This window comes from Gordonia sp. VNK21 (assembly GCF_046098115.1).
In the GTDB taxonomy this organism is placed as follows: domain Bacteria; phylum Actinomycetota; class Actinomycetes; order Mycobacteriales; family Mycobacteriaceae; genus Gordonia.
Map to the genome: position 1 here is coordinate 95,112 of NZ_JBJURU010000002.1, position 26,316 is coordinate 121,427.

Sequence of the window (26,316 nt, forward strand, 5' to 3'; positions counted from 1 at the left end):
CCCGGTGCACTTCGGAGCAGCGGTCAGGACTTCTCCAGATAGCCCACCTTGGAGGGCAGCAGGATCGAGTCCACCAGATCGGCCAGCGCGGGATGGCTGATCAGCGTCAGGTCGTCGGTGACGATCGCGGTGGCCAGCTCACGGGCGTCGGCGATCACGTCGGCGTCGTCGAGCAGGGACAGGAAGTGCAGCGACGAGGCGCCGCCGGACTGCGCGGCGCCGAGCACGTCGCCCTCCCGTCGCTGCATCAGGTCGACCCTGGCCAGTTCGAAACCGTCGTTGGTGGCGGCCACCGCATCCAGGCGGGCCCGCGCATTCGACCCCTCCCCCGCGGCGGTGACCAGCAGGCACAGCCCGGCGTGTGCACCGCGGCCCACGCGGCCGCGCAGCTGGTGCAGCTGACTCACGCCGAAACGTTCGGCGTTCATGATCACCATGGTGGTGGCGTTGGGCACGTCCACGCCCACCTCGATGACGGTGGTGGCCACCAGTACGTCCAGCTCCCCGGCGGAGAACCGGTCCATCACCTCGTTCTTCTCGTCGGCGGGAAGCCGGCCGTGCAGGTAGTCCACCCGGTAGTCGGCGAGCTCGCCGGTGGACAGTTCCTGCCAGGTGTCGAGGACCGCAGCCATCTCCTGCTCCGGCTCGTTCTTCTCGTCGCCGATCCGCGGGCACACCACGTACACCTGCCGGCCGGCGTCGATCTCCTCGCGGGAGCGCTCCCACACCCGGCGCATCCAGGCCTGCTTGCCCATCGGCACCACGCTGGTGGCGATGGGCTGCCGGCCGCGCGGCAGCTCGGTGAGCGCGGAGGTCTCCAGGTCGCCGAAGGTGATCATCGCGACGGTCCGCGGGATGGGCGTGGCGGTCATCACCAGGAAGTGCGGCCGGTTGAGCCTTCCCTTGGCGCGCAACACATCCCGTTGCTCCACGCCGAACCGGTGCTGCTCGTCGACGACCACCATGCCCAGATCGAAGAAGTCCACGTTGTCCTCGAGCAGGGCGTGCGTGCCGACGACGATGCCGGCCTGGCCGGTGACGATGTCGAGCAGCGTCTGCTTCTTGCCCGCGGTCTTCATCGAGCCGGTCAGCAGCACCGCCGAGGTGGCCCCGTCCGGGGCGCCGAGCTCCCCGCCGCGGGCCAGGTCGCCGAGCATGGTCATCACGGTGCGGTAGTGCTGGGCGGCGAGCACCTCGGTGGGCGCCAGAATGGCGCACTGGTGCCCGTTGTCGACCACCCGCAGCATGGCCAGCAGCGAGACCAGCGTCTTACCCGAACCCACCTCGCCCTGCAGCAGCCGGTTCATCGGGTGCTCGGTGCCGATGTCCGCGCCGATCTCGTCGATCACCCGCCGCTGGCCCGCGGTCAGTTCGAAGGGCAGCGCGGCCGCCAGCTGGTCCTCGAGCCCACCGGGCACATGCGGGCAGGCGTGCGCCGACTCGGTGCCGGCCGCCACCCGGTTCTGGGCGAGCGCGGTCTGCACCGCCAGCGCCTCGTCGAACTTCAGCCGGGCCGCGGCATCGTCGATGTCCTGCTGGCTCTCGGGCAGATGGATGCGCGTGATCGCCTCGTCGCTGGTGATCAGGCCGCGGTCGCGGCGCTGCTGTTCGCTGAGCGCATCGGGGATCGGGGCGAGGTCTTTGAGCACGGTGCGCACCGCTCGCCAGATCTGCCAGGTCTGCACATCCTTGGTGGCCGGGTACATCGGCACGATCTCGCGCAGATAGCTGTTGGCGTCCTCGGCGGACTCGTCGCCGCCGGTGAACCCCTCCTCGTCGTACATGTCGGTGAGCATGCCGCTGCCCACCACCCGGTCCCCGCCGTTGTCGGGCAGGATCAGCCAGTCCGGATGGGACAGCTGGATCTGGCCGCGGAAGATCTTGACGGTGCCGGCCAGCACCACCCGGGTCCCGGCCGGGAACTTGCCGGCCATCCACTTGGCGGAGTTGAAGAAGCTGGCCGAGTAGGTGCGCTGTCCGTCGGACACCTGGACCTTGAGGAACCGGCCGCTGCGCTTCTTCATCGGCACCACCTCGGTGCGCATCACCTGACCGACCACCGTCAAGTAGTCGCCCTCGGCCGGCAGTTCGTCCGCGCCGCTCTGACCGTGACGCACATAGCGGCGCGGCACGTAGCGGAGCAGGTCTCCGACGGTGCGCAGCTCCAGCCCGGCCAGCTTGCCGACCAGCGCCGGTTCGATCCGGGTCTGGCTCAGCTCGGTCCCGTAGGTGATCACCGCGATGCGCTGATCGTCGTCGCGGGCCATGACTATTCGACGCCGATCTGCAGCAGATCGCAGGACTGTCCGCCCTCGTACATCGCCAGCTCGATACCCGGATAGCTCGAACGCAGATGTTGGGCGATCGCCTCGCGCGCCTGGTCGTCGAGTCCGGCCCCGGCCAGGATGGTCACCATCTCGCCGCCGGTGGCCAGCAGAAGGTCGATCAGTGCCGTGGCCGCCCCGGCCTGCTGCGGCGCGATCACCAGCACATCCGAACCCACCAGCCCCAGGGTGTCGCCGATCTCGCAGGTCCCGGCCAGCGTCATCATCTTGCTCATCGACCGCTGCAGCGAACCCCAGCGGGTGGCGGCCGCCGCCGCAGCCATCGCGAAGGCGTCCACGTCGGCGGAGGCCCCCGGATCGTGCACGGCCATCGCCGCCAGGCACTGCGCCATCGACAGCGTGGGCAGGAAGACCAGCGAGCGCTGCGCCGACCGCGCCTCGGCCCCCACCGACACCAGATCCTGCGAGGACACCATGCCGTTGCCCATCACCACGGTGTGCGCACTGTCGGTGCCGCGCACCGCCTTGGCCAGGGTGGCCGGGTGCAGACCGTGATCGGCGCGCACCACCACCGCGCCGGCCTCGGTGAAGATCTCCTCGGCGCCCTCTCCCTGCGCCAGTACCAGGACCGAACGCTTGAAGCGGGGCGGCGGCTCGTTGGCGCCGGGCGCCGAGCGCATCTCGTCGAGCAGGAAGCAGCTGATGCGGATGTCGCTGAGCCGGCCGAGTTCGAGCCCGGCCTCAACCGCCTCCCCGGGAACGTCGGTGTGCACGTGCACCGAGAACCGTTCGGAGTCGGTGGAGCTGTCGCCGACGATCACCACCGAATCGCCCAGTCCGGTGAGTCGCTCGCGCAGCTCGCCGATGCGGGTGCCGTCGGCCGCCGACAGCTGGTACATCACCTCGAAGTCGGTGTCGCCGGCCCCCGAGCACTCGCCGTGCGCGTCGGCCACCGAATCGGTGAGGGTGCCGCGGTAGATGCGGCGGCGGTTGGCCACCCCGGTGAGTACCAGCACCAGCGCGTCGGCCATCACCAGGAATCCCCGCGCCCCGGCATCGACCACACCGGCGTTGGCCAGCTCGATCATCTGCTCGGGGGTGCGCTCGAGGGCTTCGGCGCAGTCGTCGGCCACGGCGCGCACCAGATCGGCCGCCGAACCGGAGACCTGCGCGGCGGCGGTGTCTGCGGCCACGGTCAGCAGCGTCAGCACCGTGCCCTCGCGGGGCTGGCTCACCGCCCGCCGGGCGCCGAGTGCGGCCAGCCGCAGTCCGCTCGCGTACATCCGGTTGAAGCTGCCGTCGCCGTCGGCCACGGCCAGGTCGACCGCGTCGGCAAAGCCGATCAGGATCTGCGAGACGATGATGCCGGAGTTCCCGCGGGCGCTGGCCACCGCACCGTCGGCCATCGCCCGCATCAGCACCGGCAGCGTCGCGTCCGGCGGCAGCTCGTCGAGCGCCGCGGCGGCCCCGGCCATGGTGAACGCCATATTGGAGCCGGTGTCGGCGTCCGGGATCGGGAAGACGTTGAGGTCGTTGATCTCGCCGCGCATCTCGGCCAGGCCGGTCGAGCAGGCGCCCGCCCAGTCACGGATCAGCGCCGGATTGACCGCGGTACCCGCGCCACCCGTCCGTGTCACTCCGGCGCCCCTCTCTGCCCGTTCGCCCTGTCGGTGTCTCGCCGATGCTCATCCGTCGCCTGTGACTGACGTCCATCGCCTGTGACTCACCGTCGACTAGTCTGCAGACTACCCGGCGGGCCCGACGCACCCACCACGGTCGACGGGACGATTTGGCGCGGCGCGTGCGCGGCGGTTACCCTTGTCAGGTTGCCTGTCCCGGGTGGCATCGTTGCGCGCCGGGGACCGGCAGGACAGACGACCAACACTTCAACCAAGGGAGTTCGACATGGCTGCCGTTTGTGACATCTGCGGCAAGGGCCCCGGTTTCGGCAAGTCGGTCTCGCACTCGCACCGGCGCACCAACCGCCGCTGGAACCCGAACATCCAGTCCGTGCGCGTCGAGGTGGCACCGGGTAACCGCAAGCGCAAGAACGTGTGCACCTCGTGCCTCAAGGCCGGCAAGACCGCCCTGGTCTGAACCGCCGCACCAGCAGTACTTCACCGATCGCCGTCCGGTTCTCACCGGGCGGCGATCGGCGCATCCAGGGCGCCTTCTAGACTCGCGTACATGACCGACGAGCTGATCACCCTGCACCCGGACGGCGTGCTGTCCATCGCCATCTCCACCGCCGAGAACGGCACCGCCCTCGACCACGAGGCGGTGCTCGCCGCACAGGAGCGGCTGCAGGCGGTGATGCGCGGCGGCGACGACGTGGGTGCGGTGCTGCTGCGCGGTGCCGGCAAGAACTTCTGCGCCGGCGGGAACGTCGCGAAGTTCGCCGGGGCACCGGACCGCCGCGCCTATCTGCGTGGGCTCGCCGATGATCTGCACGCCCTGCTCGGCACCCTGTACGACACCCGGCTGCCGGTGGTCGTCGAGGCCAAGGGCTGGGCGGCCGGCGCCGGCATGAGCCTGGTGCTGCACGCCGACCTGGCGATCGGCGGACCGTCGACCAAGATGCGGCCGGCGTATCCGGGTATCGGCCTCTCGCCCGACGGCGGGATGTCGTGGATGCTGCCCCGGATCGTGGGCCTGGGCAGGGCCCGCACCATCATCATGACCGACCAGACCCTGGACGCTCAGACCGCGCTCGACCTGGGCATCCTGGCGCAGGTCACCGACGACGACGCCGACGTCGAGGCGGCCGCCCGGGAGGCCGCCCGGCAGCTGGCCGACGGGCCGCGCGGATCGATCTCGGCCATCCGCTCGCTGCTCTTCGACTCCGCGACCGCCACCCTGCGCGACCAGCTCGACGCGGAGGCCGAGTCGATCTCGCAGCTGGGCATCAGCGCCGAGGGCCGCGAAGGCGTGGACGCCTTCGTCGCCAAACGCGCCCCGGACTTCCGCGGCGTGCGCTGACGCCGGTTCCCGGCCGGGGAGCCGGCGGGGCTCAGGGCAGGCGCCAGTCCACCGGCTCGCAGCCGAGATCGGCGAGTTCCTCGTTGGCCCGGCTGAACGGCTTGGACCCGAAGAAGCCGCGCGAGGCCGACAGCGGCGACGGATGCGGCGAGGCGATCACCGGCACGTCCGGCAGCCACTGCTGCAGTCGCCGGGCGTCGTTGCCCCACAGGATCGCCACCAACGGCTCGTCCCGGGCGGCGAGGGCTTTGATGGCGCATTCGGTGACCGCCTCCCAGCCCTTGCCGCGGTGCGAGCCGGCCTCCCCGGGCGCCACCGTGAGCACCCGGTTGAGCAGCAGCACCCCCTGGTCGGCCCACGGCGTCAGATCGCCGGTGCGCGGCCGCGGCAGTCCCAGATCCTCGGAGTACTCGGTGTAGATGTTCTGCAGCGAACGCGGCACCGGCGTCACCTCGGGCGCCACCGAAAAACTCAGACCCACCGCATGGCCGGGGGTGGGATACGGATCCTGGCCGACGATCAGCACCCGCACCTGATCGAAGGGCCGGGTGAAGGCGCGCAGCACATGCTGCCCGGCCGGCAGATAGCGGCGGCCGGCCGCCAGTTCGGCACGCAGGAAGTCGCCCATCGCGGCGATCTGCGCCTCCACCGGGGCCAGCGCCCGCGCCCAGCCCGGATCGATCAGATCCGCCAGCGGAGCCGCCATCAGTCCAGCCGCCGCAGGTTCTGCGCGTAGTACCTGGCGTTCTCCGCGTACAGGTCCACGTTCAGGTCGAGGTGCCCCTCCTTCACCACGTGCCCCTCGCGCACCTTGGCCGGGACGCCGAGCGCCATCGACCGCTCCGGGATCTGCGCCCCGTAGGGCACCACCGCACCGGCGCCGATCACCGAGCCGGAGCCGATCACCGAACCGTTGAGCACCACCGAGCCGGAGGCCACCAGCACGTCGTCGCCGATCGTGGCGCCTTCGATGTGCGCATTGTGGCCCACCACGCAGCGGGCGCCGATCACCGTCGCATCGACCACCGTGCAGTGGATGACGGTGCCGTCCTGGATATTGCTGCGCTCGCCCACCGAGATGGTGCCGTAGTCGCCGCGCAACACCGCCCCGGGCCACACCGACACCCCGTCGGCGAGGGTGACCGCGCCGATCACCGTGGCGTCCGGGTGGACGTAGACGTCCTTCCCCAGAACGGGTTCCCGCTCACCGAGCGCATAAACAGCCATGCGTCGATTTAAGCAAAGTCGGTGGGGGTGAACGACTGCCAGCCGTGCAGATCTCCGATCGGCCGGCCGTCGGCCAGGACCGCGGGGCCGCCGGCGCGCACCCGGCCGATCACGGTCCAGCCGTCGGGGACGGCCGCCGGATCGAGCGCGGCGAGCAGTTCGTGGTCCTCACCGCCGGTGAGCACCCAGCGATCCGGGTCGACGCCCAGGGCGGCGGCCGCCGCCGCGAGTCCGGCCGGCCGGGGCACCGCCGCCACATCCACGTCGAGCACCGCACCGCCGGCGGTGGACATGGTGATCAGTTCCTCGATGAGCGCGTCGGAGACGTCGGTCATGGCGTGGGCGCCCGCGCGCGCGGCCAGCGGTCCCTGCTGCGGATCCGGCTGCGGCAGGGCGAACCGGGTCACCAGCGACGAATAGCGTTGCGTCAGCACCGGATCGGCGCCGGTCGCGGCCGCCGAGAGCAGCGCCAGACCGGCCGCCGCGCCGCCGAGCGGTCCGCTCACGGCCAGGACGTCGCCGGGCCGGGCCCCGGACAGGGTCACCGCCTCGTCGCCGTCGAGCATCCCGATCGCGGTGACGGTCAGGATCATCGCCGGCGCCGACACCAGATCCCCGCCGAGCACCCGGGCGCCGTACCGGTGCGTCTGCCCGACCAGACCGGCGTTGACCGCCAGCAGCTGATCGACCGGGGTGTGCGCCGGGCAGCCGAGCGAGACCACCACCCCGGTCAGCACCCCGCCCATCGCCGAGATGTCGGCGGCGGCGGCCACCACCGCCCGGGCGCCGATCTGCTCGGGGGTCGACCAGTCGAAGCGGAAATGCCGTCCGGCCACCGCGGTGTCGGTGCTCACCACCACCGGTCCGGCGGCGCGCAGAACGGCGGCATCGTCGCCGGCGCCGATCACCACGTCGCCGCCGCCGCGGCCGGCCGCGGCCGTCATCCGCGCGATGAGGGCCCGCTCCCCGATCTCGCCTACCGTCGTCACGGCGCCGACACTACACAGGTGCCGCACCGGCGGGCGGTGGGCCGCCGGCGCCGGCCGCCGCCTAAAATCAGAGAATCATGAGCGAGTCCGACCCCCAGCCGTCCCCCACCCGCCGCGGCCGCGACGACCAGGGACGGCTCTCCCCCGCCCTGATCGCCACCCTGGTGGCCATCCCGGTGATGGTGATCGCCGGTTTCATCACGGTCGCCGTCCTCAACTCGAACGCCGACACCGAGGTGCCGATCGACTCGTACGCCACCATCGCCCAGGATGCCGACAAGTGCGGGGACTTCCTGGACTCGCTGCCCCGCTCGTACGACGAGTTCACCGACAAGAAGCGCGACGGCGACACCGTCCGGTGGACCGACGACGAGAACCGCCAGGTGGTGCTGCGCTGCGGAGTGGCCCGCCCGACGGCGCTGGCCCCCACCAGTGCGCTGCAGGTGATCCACCCCGTGCAGTGGTTCATCACCGACACCCAGGAGGGCGTCGGCCAGGCCTATGTGGCGGTCGATCACCGGCCGTACATCGCGGTGTGGCTGCCGGCCGGGGCGGGCAGCGGCGCCATCACCGACATCTCCGCGGCGATCGACGAGCAGTTGCCGGCCGCCCCGCTCGACTTCGGCTGACGCCGCGGGCGGCCGCCGCGCTCAGTTCCCGGCAGGCTCCGGCCGGGCGCCGTACACCTCGGGTTTGGGGGTGCGGCCGAGCAGCAGATCCACCATCTCGGCCACCGGCAGCCCCTCGTGGCACACCCGGTAGACGGCCTCGGTGAGCGGCATCTCCACCCCGCTCTCGGCGGCCAGCGCACGCACCGACCGGCACGACTTGACGCCCTCGGCCACCTGGCCGTTGGTGGCCGCCTGCGCCTCCTCGAGGGTGGCGCCCTCACCGAGCCGATGACCGAAGGTCCGGTTCCGTGAGAGCGGCGACGAGCAGGTCGCCACCAGGTCGCCGATGCCGGCCAGCCCCGCCAGGGTGGTGATGTCGGCGCCGAGCGCCATGCCCAGGCGGATGGTCTCGGCCAGGCCCCGGGTGATCAGGGTGGCCAGGGTGTTCTCGCCGAAGCCCATGCCCGAGGCCATGCCGCAGGCCAGCGCGATCACATTCTTGGCGGCACCGCCGATCTCACAGCCCACCACGTCGGTGTTGGTGTACGGCCGGAAGTACGGGGCCGCGAACGCCTGCTGCAGCGCAGTGGCGACGGATTCGTCGGTGCAGGCGATGACGGTGGCCGCGGGCTGCTCCTCGGCGATCTCTCGTGCCAGATTGGGTCCGGAGAGCACGGCGACCCGCTCGTCGGGAACCCCGGTGACCTCCTTGATCACCTGGCTCATCCGCTTGCCGGAGGTCACCTCCACGCCTTTGGCCAGCGACAGCAGCACCGCCGTGCCGGGCAGGTCCTCACGCCAGGTCGCCAGGTTCTCGCGCAGGCTCTGCGAGGGCACCGCGCACACCACCAGTTCGGCGTCGGCCAGCGCCTCCGGCACCGAGGACACCGCACGCAGCCCCTCGGGCAGAGTGATGCCGGGCAGATAGTCGCGGTTCTCGTGTCCGCTGTTGATCTGCTCGGCCAGCTCGGGCCGGCGCGCCCAGATGGTGACGTCGTTGCCGGCGTCGACGAGGATCTTGGCCACCGCCGTACCCCACGAGCCCGATCCCATCACCGTTGCACGCACTGTCCTGCTCCTCCCGCCACGCTCGCCCGATGGCGACCGTCGTTCGTCGCTCCAGCCTAGTCGCCGCACGCACCGGGGTCAGTGAAATACCGGTCCGTGCCGGTGGTGCACGATAGGTGCCATGGCCGAGTCCGCGCCGCCGCGCACCGAACCGCTCGCCGTGGTGCTGGCGGTCAAGGAACTGGCTCACGCGAAGTCCCGGCTCACCGGCCGGGACGTGCCCCCGCACGAGCGGCCGGCGCTGGTCGCGGCGATGTTCGCCGACACCGTCGAGGCGGTGCGCGCCGCCGGACCCGCGGTGATCGCGGTGGTGAGTCCGGACCCGGCACTGCGTTCACGTGCGGCGGAACTGGGCGCGCTGATCGTCGACGATCCGGGTGACGGCCTCAACCCCGCGCTGGTCGCCGGTGCGGCCGCCGCCTACGCGCGCCTCCCGATCGCCCGCGTCGCCTTCCTGCAGGCGGATCTGCCCGCACTGCGCACCGATTCGCTGGTCGGCGCCCTGAGCGCCGCGGCACCGCACCGGGCCGCCTTCGTCGCCGACCGGGACGGCACCGGCACCGTGCTGCTGACCGGCGCGCCGGGGCTCACACCGGCCTTCGGTGCCGGTTCGGCCACCGCGCACCGGGATTCCGGTGCGGTGGAACTCGATCGCGCGGCACGGCGCTGGCCGGATCTGCGGACCGACGTCGACACCGTCGCCGATCTCGCGCAGGCCCGCCGGCTCGGACTCGGGCAGCACACTGCACACGAAGTCCGGCGATGGGACAGAATGGAGCGGTGACTGATGCAACGGTGACCGCGACCGAGGACGACCCCGAGGAGACCACCACCCTGCCCAGCGCCCTGCCGGCCGAGACGATCGATCCCGACGAGGGTGCCGACCTGCCGGCGCAGCGCTATTTCAACCGGGAGCTGAGCTGGCTCGACTTCAATTCGCGAGTGCTCGCCCTGGCCGAGGACACCTCGCTGCCGCTGCTCGAACGGGCCAAGTTCCTGGCGATCTTCGCGTCGAACCTCGACGAGTTCTTCATGGTCCGGGTGGCCGGCCTCAAACGCCGCGACGAGACCGGACTCTCGGTGCGCTCGGCCGACGGCCGGTCGCCGCGCGAACAGCTGCACATGATCGCCACCCGCGGCCGCAAGATCGCCGTCCGGCACGCCCGGGTCTTCGGTGACGCGGTCCTGCCCGAGCTGGCCGCCGAGGGCATCTCGATCATCGGCTGGGAGGACCTCACCCACACCCAGCAGGTCCGGCTGCGCGAGTTCTTCCACAATGAGCTCTTCCCCATCCTGACGCCGCTCGCGGTGGATCCGGCGCACCCGTTCCCCTACATCAGCGGGCTGAGCCTGAACCTGGCGGTGACCGTCCGCGATGCCGCCGAGGGCGGCGAGCACTTCGCCCGGGTCAAGGTGCCCAACAACATCAGCCGGTTCATCCGGGTGGACAAGCTCATTCCCGCCGACTACGACGACGACGAGACACCGCCGGCGCTCTTCCTCCCGCTGGAGAACCTGATCGCCGCCAACCTGGAATTCCTCTTCCCGGGGATGGAGGTGGTGGAACACCACGTCTTCCGGATCACCCGCAACGCCGATTTCGAGGTCGACGAGGACCGCGACGAGGATCTGCTGCAGGCCCTCGAACGGGAGCTGGCCCGGCGCCGGTTCGGTTCGCCGGTACGCCTGGAAGTGGGCGAGGACATGACCGAGCACATGCTCGAGCTGCTGCTGCGCGAACTGGACGTGGACCGCGCCGACGTCGTCGCCCTGCCCGGACTGCTGGACCTGACCTCGCTGTTCGAGGTGTACGGGGTGGACCGGCCGTCCCTGAAGGAACGGCCCTTCGTGCCCAAGACGCATCCGGCGTTCGCCGAACGGGAGACGCCCAAGAGCATCTTCACCACGCTGCGCGAGGGCGACGTGCTGGTGCACCACCCCTACGACTCGTTCTCGACGAGTGTGCAGCGCTTCATCGAGCAGGCCGCCGCCGACCCGCACGTGCTGGCCATCAAGCAGACCCTCTACCGCACTTCCGGCGACTCCCCCATCGTCGACGCCCTGATCGATGCGGCGGCCGCCGGCAAGCAGGTGGTGGCGCTGGTCGAGCTCAAGGCGCGCTTCGACGAGCAGGCCAACATCAAGTGGGCGCGCAAGCTCGAACAGTCCGGCGTGCACGTGGTGTACGGCCTGGTGGGTCTGAAGACGCACTGCAAGACCTGTCTGGTGGTGCGCCGCGAGGGCTCGACCATCCGGCGCTACTGCCACATCGGCACCGGCAACTACAATCCGAAGACCGCCCGCCTCTACGAGGACGTGGGCCTGCTCACGGCCGCGCCGGAGATCGGCGCGGATCTGACGGATCTGTTCAACACCCTGACCGGCTACTCCCGCAAGACCGAATACCGGAACCTGCTGGTGGCCCCGCACGGCATCCGCACCGGGATCATCGAACGCATCCAGGCCGAGGTGGCCGCCCATCGGGCCGGCGACGAACGGGCACGCGTGCAGGTCAAGGCCAATGCGCTCGTCGACGAGCAGGTGATCGACGCGCTGTACCGGGCCTCGCAGGCCGGGGTGCCGGTGGACATCGTCGTCCGCGGTATCTGCGCGCTGCGGCCGGGAGTCCCCGGGCTGAGCGAGAACATCGAGGTGCGCTCGATCCTGGGCCAGTTCCTGGAGCATTCGCGGATCTTCACCTTCGGCAGCGCCGGCGAGTACTGGATCGGCAGCGCCGACATGATGCACCGCAACCTCGACCGCCGGGTCGAGGTGATGGTGCAGGTCCGTGATCGCCGGCTGGCGGCCGACCTGCAGGACATCTTCGATTCGGCGCTCGATCCGCGCACCCGCTGCTGGGTCCTGCAGTCCGACGGCTCGTGGACGGCGTCCCCGGCCGAGGGCGAACAGGTGCGTGATCATCAGCGGCAGATGATGACCCGATCCCGCCGATACTCCGAGCCCGCGGGGGGCGGACTGTGAGTTCGGGCTCGCGCACGGTGTGGGCCGGCGGCGGGGTGCTGTGGCGTCCCGTCGGCGACCGCGAGGTACAGGTTGCCCTGGTGCATCGGCCCCGTTACGACGACTGGTCGCTGCCCAAGGGCAAGGCCGAGGACGGCGAGCTGCTGGTGCAGACCGCTGCCCGGGAGATCGCCGAGGAGACCGGTTTCGAGGCGCGGGTGGGTCAGCGGCTGCGCACGGTGGGCTATCCGCTCAAGCCGGGGGTGGACAAGAAGGTCACCTACTGGTCGATGGAGGCGCTGCACGGCGCGTTCACCGCGAACCACGAGACCGACGAACTGCGCTGGCTGTCGATACCCGACGCCGCGGCCCTGCTGAGCTATTCGGCGGACCGGAAGGTGCTGGCGGACTTCACCGCCGAACCGGTACGCGAACTGCACACCTGTCTGCTGATCCGGCACGCCAAGGCGGGCAGCCGCAGTCGTTTCGACGGTCCCGACCGGCAGCGCCCGCTGGACAAGCACGGCCGGCGGCAGGCGCTTGCGCTCGTGGACGTCCTGGGCCTGTACGGCGCCCACAGTCTGCATGCGGCCGACCGGTTGCGCTGCGTGCAGACCCTCGAGCCCGCGGCCGAGGCGCTGCGCACCGAGATCGCCGTTGAGCCGAGTCTCACCGAAGAGGCCTACGCCGCCGACCCGGTGGCCGCGTTCGCCCGGCTGCGCACCCTGGCCGCGGCCGGCCTGCCGGTGCGCGCGGTGTGCAGCCAGGGCAAGGCGATCGCGCCGCTGCTCGAACAGTGGAGCCGCGAATCGCTGCTGGAGCTGCCGGCATCGCACAACCGCAAGGGCAGCGTCTGGATCCTCACCATGCGCGGCGACCAGCTCGTGGCCCTCGACCATCTGCCCAGCCCCATTGCGGGCGAGGACGACTGACCCGGTCCCGACCACAGGCCCGGCCCCGACCGCAGATCCGGTCCTGACGACCGGAGGCCCGCACCGATGGTCGGTGCGGGCCCACAGGTCGGTGGTGCTGCGGTTACTTCTTCCGCTTCGCCGCGGTGGTCTTCTTTGCGGCGGTGGTCTTCTTCGCCGCCGTCGTCTTCCGCTGGGTTGAGCTTGTCGAAGCCTTCGCCGGCGTGGTCTTCTTCGCCGGCGTGGTCTTCTTGGCCGGCGTGGTCTTCTTCGCCGCGGTGGTCTTCTTTGCCGCGGTGGTCTTCTTGGCCGCGGTCGTCTTCTTGGCCGCGGTCGTCTTCCGCTGGGTTGAGCTTGTCGAAGCCTTGGCCGCCGTGGTCTTCTTCGCCGGCGTCGTCTTCTTCGCCGCCGTGGTCTTCTTCGCCGGCGTGGTCTTCTTCGCCGCGGTCGTCTTCCGCTGGGTTGAGCTTGTCGAAGCCTTGGCCGCCGTGGTCTTCTTCGCCGGCGTCGTCTTCCGCTGGGTTGAGCTTGTCGAAGCCTTCGCTGCGGTCGTCTTCTTCGCCGCGGTGGTCTTCTTCGCCGGCGTGGCCTTCTTCGCCGCGGTGGTCTTCTTCGCCGCGGCGGTCTTCCGCTGGGTTGCGCTTGTCGAAGCCTTGGCCGGAGCGGCCGATTCGGCGCTCACCCGCTTGACCGCGGGCTGCCCGGCCTTGAGTTTCTGCTTTCCGGCGACGATGGCCTTGAACTGGGCGCCCGGCCGGAATGCGGGCACCGAGGTCGCGCGCACCTTGACGGTGTCACCGGTCCGCGGATTGCGCGCCACACGCGGTGCCCGGCGGCGCTTCTCGAAGACCCCGAATCCGGTGATGGTGACGCTCTCGCCCTTGTTGACCGCGCGCACGATGGTGTCGACCACGGCCTCGACCGCTTCGGCGGCGGTCTTGCGATCGGCGTCGATGCGTTTGGTCAGTTCCTCGATGAGTTCTGCCTTGTTCATGCGTTCCTCCGCGTGGGTTGAGCTGACGGACCGGCCAGCTAATTTCTCACGGTAAACGCCGAAGAGCGAATAAGTCTCCGCAACAAGCATTTCGGCCCCCGCGTGTCGTTTTCCCAGGCAGCGGGCCTGACGGCCTCTCAGGCCGCCTGCGCGGCCCCGTCACACGCAGACAGAAGGGCGGATTCTCTTCGGACACAAGAGAATCCGACCCAGGGTCGGAGTCCTTACACTACCGTCTCCGGCGTCGTCGGCGCCGGAGAAATTCTCAGGGAAGAGTCGTCGGTTTGAACGCCGGCCGGCGCGCCTCGTAGGCCGAGATCGCATCGGTCTCGCGCAGAGTCAGGCCGATGTCGTCGAGCCCCTCCATCAACCGCCACCGGGTGTAGTCGTCGATCTGCAGGGGCACCACCAGGTCGCCCGCGGTGACCGTCTTGGCCTCGAGGTCCACCGTCAGTTCCAGCCCCGGCTCGGCGTCGAGCCGCTTCCAGAGCAGTTCCACATCGCTCTGATCCACCTGAGCGGCGACCAGTCCGGCCTTGCCGGAGTTGCCGCGGAAGATGTCGGCGAACCGAGACGAGATCACCACCCGGAAGCCGAAGTCCATCAGCGCCCAGACCGCGTGCTCGCGCGACGATCCGGTACCGAAGTCCGGGCCGGCCACCAGCACCGAACCGTGCTTCCAGGGCTCGTTGTTCAGGATGAAATCGGGGTCGCCGCGCCAGGCCGCGAACAGCCCGTCCTCGAAGCCCGTGCGGGTCACGCGCTTGAGGTAGACGGCCGGGATGATCTGGTCGGTGTCAACGTTGCTGCGCTGCAACGGAACTCCGACGCCGGTGTGAGTGATGAAAGGTTCCATGAGAGTTCTCCGTGAAGTCGTCGTCGGCGCGGGCCGGATCAGTCCAGGTCAGCCGGGGAAGCGAGGGTGCCGCGCACCGCGGTCGCGGCCGCGACCGCCGGGGAGACCAGATGGGTCCGGCCGCCCTTGCCCTGCCGTCCTTCGAAGTTGCGGTTGGAGGTCGACGCGCAGCGCTCCCCGGGGGAGAGCTGGTCCGGGTTCATGCCCAGACACATCGAGCACCCGGCCATCCGCCACTCCGCGCCGGCGGCGGTGAAGATGTCGCCGAGCCCCTCCTCGTCGGCCTGCGCCCGGACCTTCATCGAGCCGGGCACGATCAGCATCCGCATGCCGTCGGCCACCGTGCGGCCCTTGAGGATGTCGGCCACCGCCCGCAGATCCTCGATCCGGCCGTTGGTGCAGGATCCGACGAAGACGGTGTCCACCTTCACCTCGCGCAGCGGGGTGCCCGGGGTCAGATCCATGTACTCCAGGGCCCGGGCCGCCGCCAGCGACTCGGTCTCGTCGGCGATCTGCTCCGGATCGGGCACCCGCGCCCCCAGCGGCAGCCCCTGCCCCGGGTTGGTGCCCCAGGTGACGAACGGGGTCAGTTCCGCGGCGTTGATGTGCACCTCGCGGTCGAAGACGGCGTCCTCGTCGGTGCGCAGGCTGTCCCAGTAGGCCACCGCCGCATCCCAGTCGGCCCCCTGCGGGGCGTGCGGGCGGCCCTTCAGGTAGTCGTAGGTGATCTGGTCCGGGGCGATCATCCCGGCCCGGGCCCCTGCCTCGATGGACATGTTGCAGATGGTCATCCGCGACTCCATCGACAGCTTCTCGATGGCCGGGCCGCGGTACTCGAGCACGTGCCCCTGACCGCCGCCGGTGCCGATCTCGGCGATGATCGCCAGAATCAGGTCCTTGCCGGTGACCCCGGGCGGCAGTTCGCCGTCGACGTTGATGGCCATCGTCTTGAAGGGCCGCAGCGACAGCGTCTGGGTGGCCATCACGTGCTCCACCTCGGAGGTGCCGATACCCATCGCGATGGCACCGAAGGCGCCGTGCGTGGACGTGTGGCTGTCGCCGCACACCACGGTCATACCCGGCTGGGTGAGGCCGAGCTGCGGACCCACCACGTGCACGATGCCCTGCTCGTCGTCGCCCATCGGGTACAGCCGGACGCCGAACTCCTCGCAGTTGCGCCGCAGCGTCTCCACCTGCAGCGCCGACACCTGGTCGGCGATCGGGCTGAAGATGTCCACGGTGGGCACGTTGTGGTCCTCGGTGGCGATGGTCAGGTCGGGGCGGCGCAGCTGCCGGCCGGCCATCCGGAGGCCGTCGAAGGCCTGCGGGCTGGTCACCTCGTGCACGAGGTGCAGGTCGATGTAGATCAGGTCGGGATCCTGGTTGCCGCTGTCATCGGTCTTGCCCGGAACCACCACGTGGTCGTCCCAGACCTTCTCGGCCAGGGTGCGCGGCCGGCGCCCCGGCTGCTGATCGGCTGCAGTAGTCATGTGCACACTCGCATTCGCCTCGTTCGGCCGGCCGCGGGCGGAGTCCGTGGGCTGTGGGCTGTTCCCGCCGCGTCGACTGGCAATCTCAGTATGTGGACAGTTAATATCGTCCTATGGGAAATGATAGCGGAATCGGCGTGCTGGACAAATCTGTGCTGGTTCTGCGGACCGCCGCCGAGCGGCCGTGCAACCTCGCCGAGCTCACCGCCGCCACCGGCCTGGCCCGGGCCACCGCCCACCGGCTGGCCGTCGGGCTGGAGACTCATCAGCTCCTCAGCCGCGACGGCACCGGGCGCTGGGTGCCCGGTCCGGCCCTGGCCCAGCTGGCCGCCTCGGCCCGCGACGACCTCCGCGAAGCCGCCCTGCTGGTCCTCCCCCGCCTGCGCGATGCCACCGGCGAATCCGTTCAGCTCTACCGCCGGGAGGGCGCCGAACGCGTCTGCGTGGCCGCCGCCGAACCACCGGCCGGACTGCGCGACACCGTGCCCGTCGGCACCCGGCTGCCGATGAGTGCGGGCTCGGCCGCCAGCGTCCTGGCCGCCTTCGCCGACGACGAGACCCGCGAGCGGCTCCTCGACGGAGCCGCCTACACCGCCAAATCCCTCGCCGAGGTCCGCCGGCGGGGCTGGGCGCACAGCGCCGCCGAACGCGCGGCCGGGGTCGCCAGCATCTCCGCCCCGGTGCACGATCGCGACGGCACCGTGGTCGCCGCCGTCTCCGTGTCCGGGCCCATCGAACGCCTCGGCCGCCGCCCCGGCGACCGCTGGGCCGACGACTTGATCGCCGCCGCCGCCGAGATCACCGAACGCATCTAGCCCGCATCCCGGTCCGGCCCGGCTACCGTCGCATCATGGGCACCAATCAGCGCAGTCAGATCGTCATGACCGACGACGAGGTCGAGTCCTTCCTCCGGCGGCAGCGCACCGCCACCCTCGCCACCCTCGGCCCCGACGGCACACCCCACCTGGTGGCCATGTGGTACGCGGTGCTCGACGGCCCGGACGGCCGGCCCGAGCTCTGGTTCGAGACCAAGGCCAAATCCCAGAAGGCACTCAACCTGCGCCGCGACCCCCGGGTGACCGCCCTGGTCGAGGACGGACTCACCTACGACACCCTGCGCGGGGTCTCCCTGGAGGGCCGCGCCGAGATCCACGACGACGAACAGACCTGCTTGCGGGTGGGCATCGGCGTCTGGGAACGCTACAACGGCCCGTACAGCGACGACCTCCGTCCGGCCGTCGAGGCGATGATGCACAAGCGGGTCGCCGTGCGCCTGGTCGCCGACCGGCTGCGCTCCTGGGACCACCGCAAGCTCGGCCTGCCGGAGATGCCGCTCGCCGGGTCGACGGCCCGGTTCCACCGGGCCCCTGACTAGGCCGGGTCGATGCGCGCGAGGGCGTCGGGCGAGCCCGGCTGCGCGTCGGCGCCGTTCTTGACCGTGACGAAGACCGTTCCCGTCGCCGGATTTACGGCGAGGGAGTTGGGGTGCGCCGGGATCTCGATCCGGTGCGCGATCTCACCGCTCGACGGGTCGATCACCACCACCTCGCCGGCTTCGCGGATGCTGACGTACAACCGGTTCCGCTCGCCGTCGAAGAGCAGGTCCAGCGGCCCCGCGCCGGTGGCGATGGTGCGCAACGGCGACCCATCCGCAGCCGAGATCTCCACCACCTGATTCCCCTCGCCGCGAGGCTCGTAGTCGGGCAGCCACTGCTGCCAGAACTGCAGGAACAGGGGGTGCCCCTGATCTGTGGCGAAGAGGCGATCACCGGAGGCGTCGTAGGCGATGTTCAGCAACTGATCGCCGGCCGCCTCGACGACCTCGGTGACAGTGAGGGTGTCGGCGTCGACGGTGAAGACCTGACCGCGGGTGTTGCTGATCCACAGGCGCGGACGCTCCGGATCGACGACGATTCCGGCGGTCACGAAGCCGAAGCCCGGAAGCCGCTTCTCGACGCTCCCGTCGCGGGTGTCCACGACGATCAGCACACTGTCCTCGAAGGCCAGCGCCGGAACGTAGAGCCGGTGCCGCTGCGGGTCGACGGCGAGCTTGCGGATCTGCAGCTCGTACTGCTCGATCCCGTTGCGGACGACCTTCTCGCCGCCCAGGTGGAGCGTCGTCACCGGACTCGACTCCGCGGTGAGGTCGACGACGTACACCGCGCCGTTCATTCCGTCGCCGACGTACACCCGGCCCACCTCGTCGTCGAGCGCGAGTCCGAAGCCGCCGCCCGGCAGTGCCACCGACCGGATCTCCTCGAGAGTGTCCGGGTCCACCACCACCAGCCGACCGGGATCGGCATCTGCGCCGCGGCCACCGGAGGAGGCGACATAGAGTTCATGCCGCCGCGGCGAATACGCCAGTTCGTAGAGGCCTTGAGCGATCGTGTTGCGCTGTACCGGCATGCCGCCTTCCCAGTTGTCCGGGCGGAAGCGGCCGGCTGCCGCAGGCCCCGAACAGACTTAGGCTAGCCTAACAACCGCACCCGATCCGGCAAAGTCCACGCCACCGCGGCGCCCCTCGCGGCCCATGTCCGGGCGAACGCGACACCGGGGCCGGAACGCGACTGTGTGCACGGTCGCGTTCCGGCCTCGGTGCCGCGGTGGCGCTGAAAAACCCCGACCACGCTGTGCGTGATCGGGGTCGTTCCACATTCTCTGTAGCCCCGACGGGATTCGAACCCGCGCTACCGCCTTGAGAGGGCGGCGTCCTAGGCCGCTAGACGACGGGGCCCTAGAACAATCTGTTCAGTTATGAGGCATGCGGGTAACCCTGCACATCTCGCTGGGGTACCAGGACTCGAACCTAGAATGGCGGTACCAGAAACCGCTGTGTTGCCAATTACACCATACCCCAAGGTTTTTCCGGACCACCGCGGCGCTCTCCGAGAAGTTCACCACCGTTTTCCGGCCGGGAAGTAGATTACCAAGACTACCCCCCTAAACCACAAATCGTATGGTCAGGAGGCATTCTCGGCGACGGCGAGGGCCTTGCGCAGCCGGCCGATCGAGGCCTGCGCACCCAGCAGCTCCATCGACTCGAACAGCGGCGGACTCACCGCGGCACCGGTCACCCCCACTCGCACCGGACCGTAGGCCTTGCGCGGCTTGAGTTCGAGTTCCTCGACCAGCGCCCGCTGCAGCGCCGCCTCGATATTCGCCGTCGTCCACTCCCCGACGGCCTCGCAGGCCGCGATGGCTGCCTGCAGCACCGGCACCGCCGCCGCATTCAGGTTCTTCGCCGCCGACTTCTCGTCGAACTCGAAATCCTCCTCCGCGACATAGGCGAAGCGGATCAGCGGCCAGGCATCGCTGAGCACCTGAATACGGGTCTGCACCAGCTCGGCCAGCGGCACGAACAGTGCGTCGTCCACGGGCTCGGCCAGGTGCCCGGCCTCGACCAGGAAACGGCGCAGCCGACCCGCGAAGTCCACCGGATCCAGCCGGCGGATGTGTTCGGCGTTGATCGAATCGGCCTTCTTCTGGTCGAACCGCGCCGGATTGGCGTTCACCGTCCGCACGTCGAAGGCCTCGATCATCTCGTCCAGGCTGAAGATGTCGTTGTCGGACGAGATGCCCCAGCCGAGCAGCGCCAGATAGTTCAGCAGCCCCTCCGGGATGAAGCCGCGGTCCCGGTGATGGAACAGGCTCGACTCCGGATCACGCTTGGACAGCTTCTTGTTGCCCTCCCCCATCACGAACGGCAGATGCCCGAACTCCGGCACCTGATCGGCGATCCCCAGCTGCATCAGCGCCCGGTACAGCGCGATCTGCCGCGGCGTCGACGAGAGCAGATCCTCGCCGCGCAGCACGTGCGTGATCTTCATCATCGCGTCGTCGACCGGATTGACCAGGGTGTACAGCGGATCGCCGGTGCCGCGGGTGAGCGCGAAGTCGGGTACCGTGCCCGCCTTGATGGTGGTCTCACCGCGCACCAGGTCGTCCCAGGTGATGTCCTCGTCGGGCATCCGCAGCCGCACCACCGGGCCGCGTCCGGCCTCCCGGAAACCGGCCCGCTGCTCGTCGGTCAGATCCCGGTCGAAGTTGTCGTAGCCGAGTTTGGGATTGCGGCCGGCCGCCTTGTGCCGCTCCTCCACCTCCTCGGGCGTCGAGTACGACTCGTAAGCCAGCCCCGCCTCGAGCAGCCGGTCGACGACGCCGAGGTGGATCTCCTTGCGCTCGGACTGCCGGTACGGACCGTACGGACCGCCCACCTCGGGCCCCTCGTCCCAGTCCAGCCCCAGCCAGCGCAACGCATCGAGGATGGCCTCGTAGCTCTCCTGGCTGTCGCGCGCGGCGTCGGTGTCCTCGATCCGGACCACGAAGGTGCCGCCGGTGTGGCGGGCGTGAGCGAAGTTGAACAGCGCGGTGCGGGCCAGGCCGACATGCGGGGTTCCGGTGGGCGACGGGCAGAAGCGAACACGGACGGTCATGCAGGTCAGACTAGTCGGCCGGGCTGCGCCCGGAACAGGCAGCACACCCCCTCCGCGGCCGCGGCGGCGCTCACTATCCTGAGGAGAACGACCCCGGGAACCACTGCCCCGGGAGGACGACCCCGAAAGGTCCGCCGACGATGACGACCGATCCGCCCGCCGGACTGCGGACGCGCCTGAGCCGACCGCTGCCCGCATTCATCGGTGCGGCACTGGTGATTCCGCTGGTACTCATGCTCGCCGCGGTGATCGTCCAGGTGGTCCTGCTGTCCCGGCTGCCCGACCGCGTCGCCGTGCACTGGTCCGTCGACGGCCGGCCGGACGGCTGGCTGCCGGGCTGGACCTCGCCGCTGCTGACCGCCGTCGTCGTGCTCATCGTCTCCGGGCTGCTCGCCGTCCCCGCCCTGCCCGCGCTGCGCGACGGCGACCGCGGCCCCAGCTACCGGCTGCTCGCCGCACTGTCCGCCGGCCTGGCCGCCTTCACCGTGGTGCCGGCGACCGGCGCGCTCTGGTACCAGACCGGCGACCGGGGCGTCGCCGGCGATCAGGTCCCCATCGAAGGACTCCTCCTCACCGCCACCCTCGCCGCCGTCGCCGTCGGCGCCGCGGCCTGGTGGATCCAGCCGGAACAGAAGCGCCCGCCCGAGAACTCACTGCCGGTCCCCGCACATGCTCTCGCGCCCGGCGAGCGGCCCGTGTGGCTGCGCACCGCCACCGCCGGCCGCGGGATGGTCGCGGTGACCGTCGGCGTCTTCGCCGTCATGCTGGTCAGCACCTGCTACCTGTGGCTCTCCGATGCGGGCACCGGCACCGTGGTCGGCGGCGCCGTGCTCACCGTCCTGATCACCGCGGCGGCCACCGTCACCCTGGCCTTCCGGGTGCGGGTGGACGAGGACGGCGTGCAGGTGGCTTCCCTCGCCGGCCGGCCGCGCTTCACGGTGCCGATCGACGACGTCGAGCAGGTGCGGCTGATTCAGGTGAGTCCCAACGCCGACTTCGGCGGCTACGGCATCCGGCTGTGTCCCGGCGTCACCGGGATCATCGTGCGGCGCGGCCCGGCACTGGAGGTGCTGCGGCGCAGCGGCCGCCGGTTCGTGGTGACCGTCGACGATGCCGTCGGCGCCGCCGCCCTGCTCACCGCGCTCGCCGAGCGCCGGCCGGACGATGATCCCGGCGCCGACCCGCACGGCAGCGGCCTCCGTCCGCCCGGCTGAGCGCCGTCCCCTCAGCGGGGCAGGGAACCGAGGAAGTCCACCAGCAGTGCGTTGACCCGTTCGGGCTGCTCCAGATAGCCCCAGTGCCCCGCATCGGGGATCTCCTCGTAGCGGGCGCCCGGAATCGCCTCGGCCACCTCGCGGGCCAGGTGCACCGGCAGCGTCCGGTCGTCGGCGAAGCCCACCACCATCGCCGGGCGGCTGATCGCCCGGTAGGCGGCCAGCCGGTTCTCGTCGCGTTCGGGCAGCGCCATCTGCGCCCGCACGCCGGCTGTGCGCTGCTGACCGGAGAAGCCGATGATGTCGAGCCAGTCCCGCGCGGCCCGGTCGTCGCGGAGCGAGGCCGGCGACAGATTCGATTCGGCGGTGATCGCGGCGTAGTAGCAGTCGGGCAGGGTGGTACCCGCGTCGATGAGCTCGAGTTCGCCGGCGGAGAAGGCGGCCACCAGCGGGGTGATCCGGCCATAGGTGGCGAGCATGGCGGCACCGACGACCAGGTCGGGCCGGGCCAGGGTGAGTTCCTGGGCGATCCGGGCGCCCAGCGAGGTGCCCACCACCCGGGCCGGGCCGCCCAGGTGCTCGATCAGCGCCGCCGTGTCGGCGACCATGTCGGCCATGGTGAAGCCGTCGGCGCTCTCGCTGCTCGGGGCGATCCCCCGGTTGTCGAAGGTCACCACCCGGTAGCCGGCGGCCAGCAGCGCGGGCTGCTGGTGGGCGTGCCACACCCGGCCGGGACTGCCGGTGCCCATGATCATCACCACCAGCGGACCCGAGCCGGCATCGGTGTACGAGAGCGTGATCGAGTTCAGCTCGGCGGTCTGCGGGCGGGCGGGAGCCGGGCGGGTCATGCGGGTGATCTCCTCACTGCTGCGGTGCTCACTTGTCGACGACGGGATTGCTGAGGGTCCCGATGCCCTCCACGCTCACCGCGACCGTCTGTCCGGCCTCCATCGGGCCGATTCCGGCCGGGGTGCCGGTGAGGATCACATCGCCGGGCAGCAGGGTCATCACGCGGGAGACCCATTCGATGATCTCGCCGATGCCGTGCAGCATGAGCGAGGTGCGGCTCGACTGCACGCTGACCCCGTCGAGGGTGGTGCCGATCGCCAGATCCGCGGGGTCCAGCGCGGTCTCGATCCACGGGCCGAGCGGGCAGAAGGTGTCGTAGCCCTTGCCCCGGGTCCACTGGCCGTCGGCCTTCTGCTGGTCGCGGGCGGTGACGTCGTTGGCTACCGTGTAGCCGAGGATCACGCTGCCCGCCTGCGCGGCCGCCACATCCTTGCAGGGCCGGCCGATGACCACCGCCAGCTCCCCCTCGTAGTCCACCCGCTGCGACGACGGGGGCCGCACGATCGGTGCGCCGGGACCGATGATGGAGGTGTTGGGCTTGAGGAAGATCAGCGGATCCTCCGGCGCCTGCGAACCCATCTCGGCGGCGTGCTCGGCGTAGTTCTTGCCGATGGCCACCACCTTGGAGGCCAGGATGGGCGCCAGCAGCCGCACCTGATCGAGCGGCCAGCTGCGGCCGGTGAAGGTGGGCTCCCCGAAGGGGTGCTCGGCGATCTCGCGGGCGGTCTGCGCCCCGTCCTCGCCCTCGATGGCGACGAAGGCGACGCCGTCCGGACTGGCTACACGACCCAATTTCATGGTTGCCACGTTAGCGCAGCCCGGACTCGCCCGCGCACGCCGCCGTGTTCTAGAATATGGAACTGTAGTTTCACTATATGAGACTGGGTCGGAACCGGAAAGGGAGTGAAACGATGGCCGACGGCGACGCACCCGATGAACAGGCCGGGTCCCTGCGCCGGTGGACGGTGCTCGGCTGTGCGCTGATCGCCGCAATGACCACGACGACGGCGCTGTCCGGCTTCGCCTATGTGATCCCGGCGCTGCACCGAGAAGGCATGAGCCTGGCCACCGCGTCGGCGCTGGCGGCGGTGCCGACCGTCGGCATCACCGTGGCCATCATCGCCTGGGGTGCGGCCCTGGACCGGTTCGGCGAACGCCGGGTGCTGCTAATCTCGATGACCGTCACCCTGGCCGGCACCGTCGGTGCGGCGCTGGCCGCCGGCACCGGCACCGCCACTCCGGTGCTGGCGGCGATGCTGCTGATCGGCGGCATCGGCTCGGGTGCCGCGAACGGTGCGAGCGGGCGCATCGTGGTCGGCTGGTTCCCGGCCGAGCTGCGCGGAACCGCGATGGGGATCCGGCAGATGGCACAGCCGCTGGGCATCGCCCTGTGCGCGCTGACCATGCCGGTGCTGGCCGAGGTCGCGGGGATCGGCGCCGCGATGGCGGTCCCGGCGGTGGTGACGGCGATCGGCCTGGTGGCGGTCGTGGTCGGCATCACCGACCCGCAGACCGGCGCGGGCGGGCCCGGAGCACCGGCGCCGGCCGCGGCCAATCCGTACCGGCAGGACGCGTACCTGTGGCGGATCCACGCCTTCAGCGTGCTGCTGGTGATCGGTCAATCGCTGATCTGGACCTTCGTCCCGGCCTGGCTGATGATCGCCCACCACTGGTCGGCCTTCTCCGCCGGTCTGCTGGTGACGGTGACCCAGGTGCTCGGCGCCTTCGGACGGATCGCGGCCGGCCGGATCTCGGACCGCCGGCGTTCGCGGATGCGGCCGGTGCGGGTGATCGCGCTGGCGGCGGCGCTGGCCATGGGCGCGCTCGCCCTGACCGACTGGCTGGGCACCTCGGCGGCGGCCGCCGCGGTGATGGTGGTGGCCGCGGTGGCCACCGTCGCCGACAACGGGCTGGCGTTCACCGCCATCGCCGAGACCGCCGGACCGGCGTGGAGCGGCCGGGCCCTGGGCGTGCAGAACACCGCGCAGTACGTGGCCGTCGCGGCCAGCACTCCGCTGCTGGGCCGGCTGATCGCCGCCACCGGTTATCCGGCGGCGTTCGCGATCACCGCGCTGGCACCGGTGCTGGCGCTGCCGCTGATCCCCCGCGACCGGCCGTGGCAGGGCCGCGAGGAGCCGGTGCTCGACGAGACGTGACCGGCCCGGGGCCCGGACCGGTCACGTCTGCGCACGTAGAACCGCGGTGCTCAGCCCAGCGCGGCCTTCTCCGCCCCGATGGTGGTGTCCTCGCCGTGGCCGGTGTGCACGACGGTCTCGTCGGGCAGATCGTAGAGCCGCGAACGGATCGAGTCCTCGAGCAGCTCGCGGCTGGAGAAGGACCGACCGGTGGCGCCGGGCCCGCCGCAGAACAGGGTGTCGCCGGTGAACACGCAGCCGAGTTCGGGCGCGTACAGGCACACCCCGCCGGGGGCGTGGCCGGGCGTGTGGATCACCGTCAGCGTGGTGCCGCCCACCTCGATCTGCTGACCGTCGGCCAGATCGGCGTCCCACGGCCGGTCCGGATGGGTGAGCTCCCACAGCGGCGCGTCGGCGGGATGGAGCCAGATGGGCGCCCCGGTGGCCGCCGCCAGCTCGGGAGCGACGCGGACGTGATCGTCGTGCGCATGAGTGCAGACGACGGCGATGACCTTCCGGTCGCCGACCAGGTCGGTGATGGCCTCCACCGAATGCGGGGCGTCGAGGACGATGCATTCCGTGTCGTCGCCGATCACCCAGACGTTGTTGTCGACGTCGAAGGTCTGTCCGTCGAGGCTGAAGGTGCCCGAGGTGACGGTGTGGTCGACGCGGGCGGTCATCCGATCACCACCACCGAGCGCAGCACGTCGCCGTGGTGCATCTTGGCGAAGGCGGCCTCCACGTCGTCGATCCCGATCTCCTCGGTGACGAAGGCGTCGAGGTCGAGCCGGCCGTTGCGGTACAGATCGACCAGCATCGGGAAGTCCCGGTTGGGCAGGCAGTCGCCGTACCAGCTGGACTTGAGGGCGCCGCCGCGACCGAAGACGTCGCTCAGCGGCAGCTCGGGGACGGTCATCTCCGGGTTCGGGACGCCGACCAGGACCAGCGTGCCCGCCAGGTCGCGGGCGTAGAAGCCCTGCTTCCAGGTCTCGGGACGGCCCACCGCCTCGACCACCACGTCGGCGCCCTCGGCACCGGCGTAGTACCGGTCGCAGATCTCGGCGATCGCCTCGACCGGATCGACCTTCGACGAGTCGACGGTGTGCGTGGCGCCCAGGGCGGTGGCCGCCTCGAGCGTCTTGGCATCGATGTCGACCGCGATGATCGGCATCGCGCCGGCCAGCGCACCGCCGGCGACGGCCGCCACCCCCACGCCGCCGCAGCCGATCACGGCCAGCGACTTGCCGCGGGTGGCGCCGCCGGTGTTGATCGCCGCACCCAGCCCGGCCATCACCCCGCAGCCGAGCAGGCCGA

25 protein-coding genes and 2 tRNA genes are annotated in these 26,316 nt (G+C 70.7%); 10 read left to right on the forward strand and 17 right to left on the reverse strand.

The genetic code is table 11. The annotated features are described in order from the left end of the window. Positions 1 to 23: 23 nt before the first annotated feature. Positions 24 to 2,267, reverse strand: a complete 2,244-nt coding sequence (gene recG / locus ACJMNC_RS03450; protein ID WP_408946548.1) for an ATP-dependent DNA helicase RecG — start codon at positions 2,265 to 2,267, stop codon at positions 24 to 26. A gap of 2 nt (positions 2,268 to 2,269) precedes the next feature. Then, the gene (locus tag ACJMNC_RS03455) at positions 2,270 to 3,922 is read right to left on the reverse strand and encodes a DAK2 domain-containing protein (protein WP_408946549.1); all 1,653 of its coding nucleotides are present in this window, start codon (positions 3,920 to 3,922) and stop codon (positions 2,270 to 2,272) included. Positions 3,923 to 4,190: 268 nt separating this feature from the next. On the opposite strand from ACJMNC_RS03455, the gene rpmB reads away from it, so the two are divergent. Then, on the forward strand, positions 4,191 to 4,382 hold the full coding sequence (gene rpmB, locus ACJMNC_RS03460) for a 50S ribosomal protein L28 (RefSeq protein ID WP_408946550.1): 192 nt from the start codon (positions 4,191 to 4,193) through the stop codon (positions 4,380 to 4,382). A 90-nt stretch (positions 4,383 to 4,472) separates the two neighbouring features. After that, positions 4,473 to 5,264 carry an enoyl-CoA hydratase/isomerase family protein gene (locus ACJMNC_RS03465; RefSeq protein ID WP_408946551.1) on the forward strand — a complete coding sequence of 264 codons (792 nt, stop codon included), beginning with the start codon at positions 4,473 to 4,475 and terminating at the stop codon, positions 5,262 to 5,264. A gap of 31 nt (positions 5,265 to 5,295) precedes the next feature. Here ACJMNC_RS03465 and ACJMNC_RS03470 read toward each other — a convergent pair whose 3' ends face one another. The 3 genes from ACJMNC_RS03470 to thiL are packed head-to-tail and all read right to left on the reverse strand — an operon-like array spanning position 5,296 to position 7,480. Further along, positions 5,296 to 5,970, reverse strand: coding sequence for a uracil-DNA glycosylase (locus ACJMNC_RS03470; RefSeq protein WP_408946552.1), 675 nt, complete (start codon positions 5,968 to 5,970; stop codon positions 5,296 to 5,298). Next, positions 5,970 to 6,491 carry a gamma carbonic anhydrase family protein gene (locus tag ACJMNC_RS03475; protein WP_408946553.1) on the reverse strand — a complete coding sequence of 174 codons (522 nt, stop codon included), beginning with the start codon at positions 6,489 to 6,491 and terminating at the stop codon, positions 5,970 to 5,972. The genes ACJMNC_RS03470 and ACJMNC_RS03475 overlap by 1 nt, the downstream gene beginning before the upstream one ends. Positions 6,492 to 6,499: 8 nt before the next feature. Next, entirely contained in the window at positions 6,500 to 7,480 is a 981-nt protein-coding gene (thiL, locus tag ACJMNC_RS03480; protein ID WP_408946554.1) for a thiamine-phosphate kinase, read from the reverse strand. 77 nt (positions 7,481 to 7,557) lie between these two features. On the opposite strand from thiL, the gene ACJMNC_RS03485 reads away from it, so the two are divergent. After that, positions 7,558 to 8,109: a DUF3515 domain-containing protein gene (locus ACJMNC_RS03485; protein WP_408946555.1), complete on the forward strand. Its 552-nt coding sequence runs from the start codon at positions 7,558 to 7,560 to the stop codon at positions 8,107 to 8,109. A 21-nt stretch (positions 8,110 to 8,130) separates the two neighbouring features. Here ACJMNC_RS03485 and ACJMNC_RS03490 read toward each other — a convergent pair whose 3' ends face one another. After that, positions 8,131 to 9,159 (reverse strand): NAD(P)H-dependent glycerol-3-phosphate dehydrogenase, encoded by a 1,029-nt coding sequence (locus ACJMNC_RS03490; protein WP_408946556.1) that lies wholly within the window; start codon positions 9,157 to 9,159, stop codon positions 8,131 to 8,133. Between the two features lie 121 nt (positions 9,160 to 9,280). On the opposite strand from ACJMNC_RS03490, the gene cofC reads away from it, so the two are divergent. Genes cofC through ACJMNC_RS03505 form a run of 3 tightly spaced genes read left to right on the forward strand, consistent with a single transcriptional unit; the run spans position 9,281 to position 13,052 of the window. Beyond that, entirely contained in the window at positions 9,281 to 9,943 is a 663-nt protein-coding gene (gene cofC / locus ACJMNC_RS03495) for a 2-phospho-L-lactate guanylyltransferase (RefSeq protein WP_408946557.1), read from the forward strand. An 11-nt stretch (positions 9,944 to 9,954) separates the two neighbouring features. Next, positions 9,955 to 12,141: an RNA degradosome polyphosphate kinase gene (locus ACJMNC_RS03500; RefSeq protein WP_408946766.1), complete on the forward strand. Its 2,187-nt coding sequence runs from the start codon at positions 9,955 to 9,957 to the stop codon at positions 12,139 to 12,141. Beyond that, positions 12,138 to 13,052 (forward strand): NUDIX hydrolase, encoded by a 915-nt coding sequence (locus ACJMNC_RS03505; RefSeq protein WP_408946558.1) that lies wholly within the window; start codon positions 12,138 to 12,140, stop codon positions 13,050 to 13,052. Before ACJMNC_RS03500 ends, ACJMNC_RS03505 begins: the two co-directional genes overlap by 4 nt. Before the next feature lie 103 nt (positions 13,053 to 13,155). Here the strand turns inward: ACJMNC_RS03505 and ACJMNC_RS03510 are convergent, their stop codons facing one another. The 3 genes from ACJMNC_RS03510 to leuC all read right to left on the reverse strand — a co-directional run bounded on the left by ACJMNC_RS03510 (position 13,156) and on the right by leuC (position 16,371). Then, positions 13,156 to 14,025, reverse strand: a complete 870-nt coding sequence (locus tag ACJMNC_RS03510) for an HU family DNA-binding protein (protein ID WP_408946559.1) — start codon at positions 14,023 to 14,025, stop codon at positions 13,156 to 13,158. A gap of 265 nt (positions 14,026 to 14,290) precedes the next feature. Further along, positions 14,291 to 14,881 (reverse strand): 3-isopropylmalate dehydratase small subunit, encoded by a 591-nt coding sequence (gene leuD, locus ACJMNC_RS03515; RefSeq protein WP_408946560.1) that lies wholly within the window; start codon positions 14,879 to 14,881, stop codon positions 14,291 to 14,293. Between the two features lie 38 nt (positions 14,882 to 14,919). Further along, positions 14,920 to 16,371: a 3-isopropylmalate dehydratase large subunit gene (gene leuC / locus ACJMNC_RS03520; protein WP_408946561.1), complete on the reverse strand. Its 1,452-nt coding sequence runs from the start codon at positions 16,369 to 16,371 to the stop codon at positions 14,920 to 14,922. A 113-nt stretch (positions 16,372 to 16,484) separates the two neighbouring features. Here leuC and ACJMNC_RS03525 point away from each other — a divergent pair, with 113 nt between their 5' ends. Together ACJMNC_RS03525 and ACJMNC_RS03530 are read left to right on the forward strand one after the other, a co-directional pair. Further along, positions 16,485 to 17,186 (forward strand): IclR family transcriptional regulator, encoded by a 702-nt coding sequence (locus ACJMNC_RS03525; RefSeq protein WP_408946562.1) that lies wholly within the window; start codon positions 16,485 to 16,487, stop codon positions 17,184 to 17,186. Between the two features lie 35 nt (positions 17,187 to 17,221). Then, positions 17,222 to 17,746, forward strand: coding sequence for a pyridoxamine 5'-phosphate oxidase family protein (locus ACJMNC_RS03530; RefSeq protein WP_408946563.1), 525 nt, complete (start codon positions 17,222 to 17,224; stop codon positions 17,744 to 17,746). On the opposite strand, the gene ACJMNC_RS03535 is transcribed toward ACJMNC_RS03530, so the two are convergent. The 4 genes from ACJMNC_RS03535 to gltX all read right to left on the reverse strand — a co-directional run bounded on the left by ACJMNC_RS03535 (position 17,743) and on the right by gltX (position 20,804). Then, a complete protein-coding gene (locus ACJMNC_RS03535; RefSeq protein ID WP_408946564.1) occupies positions 17,743 to 18,777 on the reverse strand; it encodes a YncE family protein in 1,035 nt (344 codons plus the stop codon). The genes ACJMNC_RS03530 and ACJMNC_RS03535 overlap by 4 nt on opposite strands. Positions 18,778 to 19,032: 255 nt before the next feature. Continuing rightward, positions 19,033 to 19,105 (reverse strand) — tRNA-Glu (locus tag ACJMNC_RS03540). A gap of 51 nt (positions 19,106 to 19,156) precedes the next feature. Further along, positions 19,157 to 19,228 (reverse strand) — tRNA-Gln (locus ACJMNC_RS03545). A gap of 103 nt (positions 19,229 to 19,331) precedes the next feature. After that, entirely contained in the window at positions 19,332 to 20,804 is a 1,473-nt protein-coding gene (gltX, locus tag ACJMNC_RS03550) for a glutamate--tRNA ligase (protein WP_408946565.1), read from the reverse strand. Positions 20,805 to 20,944: 140 nt separating this feature from the next. Here gltX and ACJMNC_RS03555 point away from each other — a divergent pair, with 140 nt between their 5' ends. Continuing rightward, positions 20,945 to 22,018: a DUF1648 domain-containing protein gene (locus ACJMNC_RS03555; protein ID WP_408946566.1), complete on the forward strand. Its 1,074-nt coding sequence runs from the start codon at positions 20,945 to 20,947 to the stop codon at positions 22,016 to 22,018. An 11-nt stretch (positions 22,019 to 22,029) separates the two neighbouring features. On the opposite strand, the gene ACJMNC_RS03560 is transcribed toward ACJMNC_RS03555, so the two are convergent. Together ACJMNC_RS03560 and ACJMNC_RS03565 are read right to left on the reverse strand one after the other, a co-directional pair. Continuing rightward, complete coding sequence (locus tag ACJMNC_RS03560) at positions 22,030 to 22,866, reverse strand: alpha/beta fold hydrolase (RefSeq protein WP_408946567.1); 837 nt, start codon at positions 22,864 to 22,866, stop codon at positions 22,030 to 22,032. 28 nt (positions 22,867 to 22,894) lie between these two features. Then, positions 22,895 to 23,665 carry a fumarylacetoacetate hydrolase family protein gene (locus ACJMNC_RS03565; protein WP_408946568.1) on the reverse strand — a complete coding sequence of 257 codons (771 nt, stop codon included), beginning with the start codon at positions 23,663 to 23,665 and terminating at the stop codon, positions 22,895 to 22,897. 113 nt (positions 23,666 to 23,778) lie between these two features. Here ACJMNC_RS03565 and ACJMNC_RS03570 point away from each other — a divergent pair, with 113 nt between their 5' ends. Then, positions 23,779 to 25,023, forward strand: a complete 1,245-nt coding sequence (locus ACJMNC_RS03570) for an MFS transporter (protein ID WP_408946569.1) — start codon at positions 23,779 to 23,781, stop codon at positions 25,021 to 25,023. Between the two features lie 50 nt (positions 25,024 to 25,073). On the opposite strand, the gene ACJMNC_RS03575 is transcribed toward ACJMNC_RS03570, so the two are convergent. Together ACJMNC_RS03575 and ACJMNC_RS03580 are read right to left on the reverse strand one after the other, a co-directional pair. Next, the gene (locus ACJMNC_RS03575; RefSeq protein ID WP_408946570.1) at positions 25,074 to 25,682 is read right to left on the reverse strand and encodes an MBL fold metallo-hydrolase; all 609 of its coding nucleotides are present in this window, start codon (positions 25,680 to 25,682) and stop codon (positions 25,074 to 25,076) included. Next, on the reverse strand, positions 25,679 to 26,316 hold a 638-nt coding region (locus ACJMNC_RS03580; RefSeq protein WP_408946571.1), incomplete at its 5' end, for a zinc-binding dehydrogenase. The genes ACJMNC_RS03575 and ACJMNC_RS03580, both read right to left, overlap by 4 nt.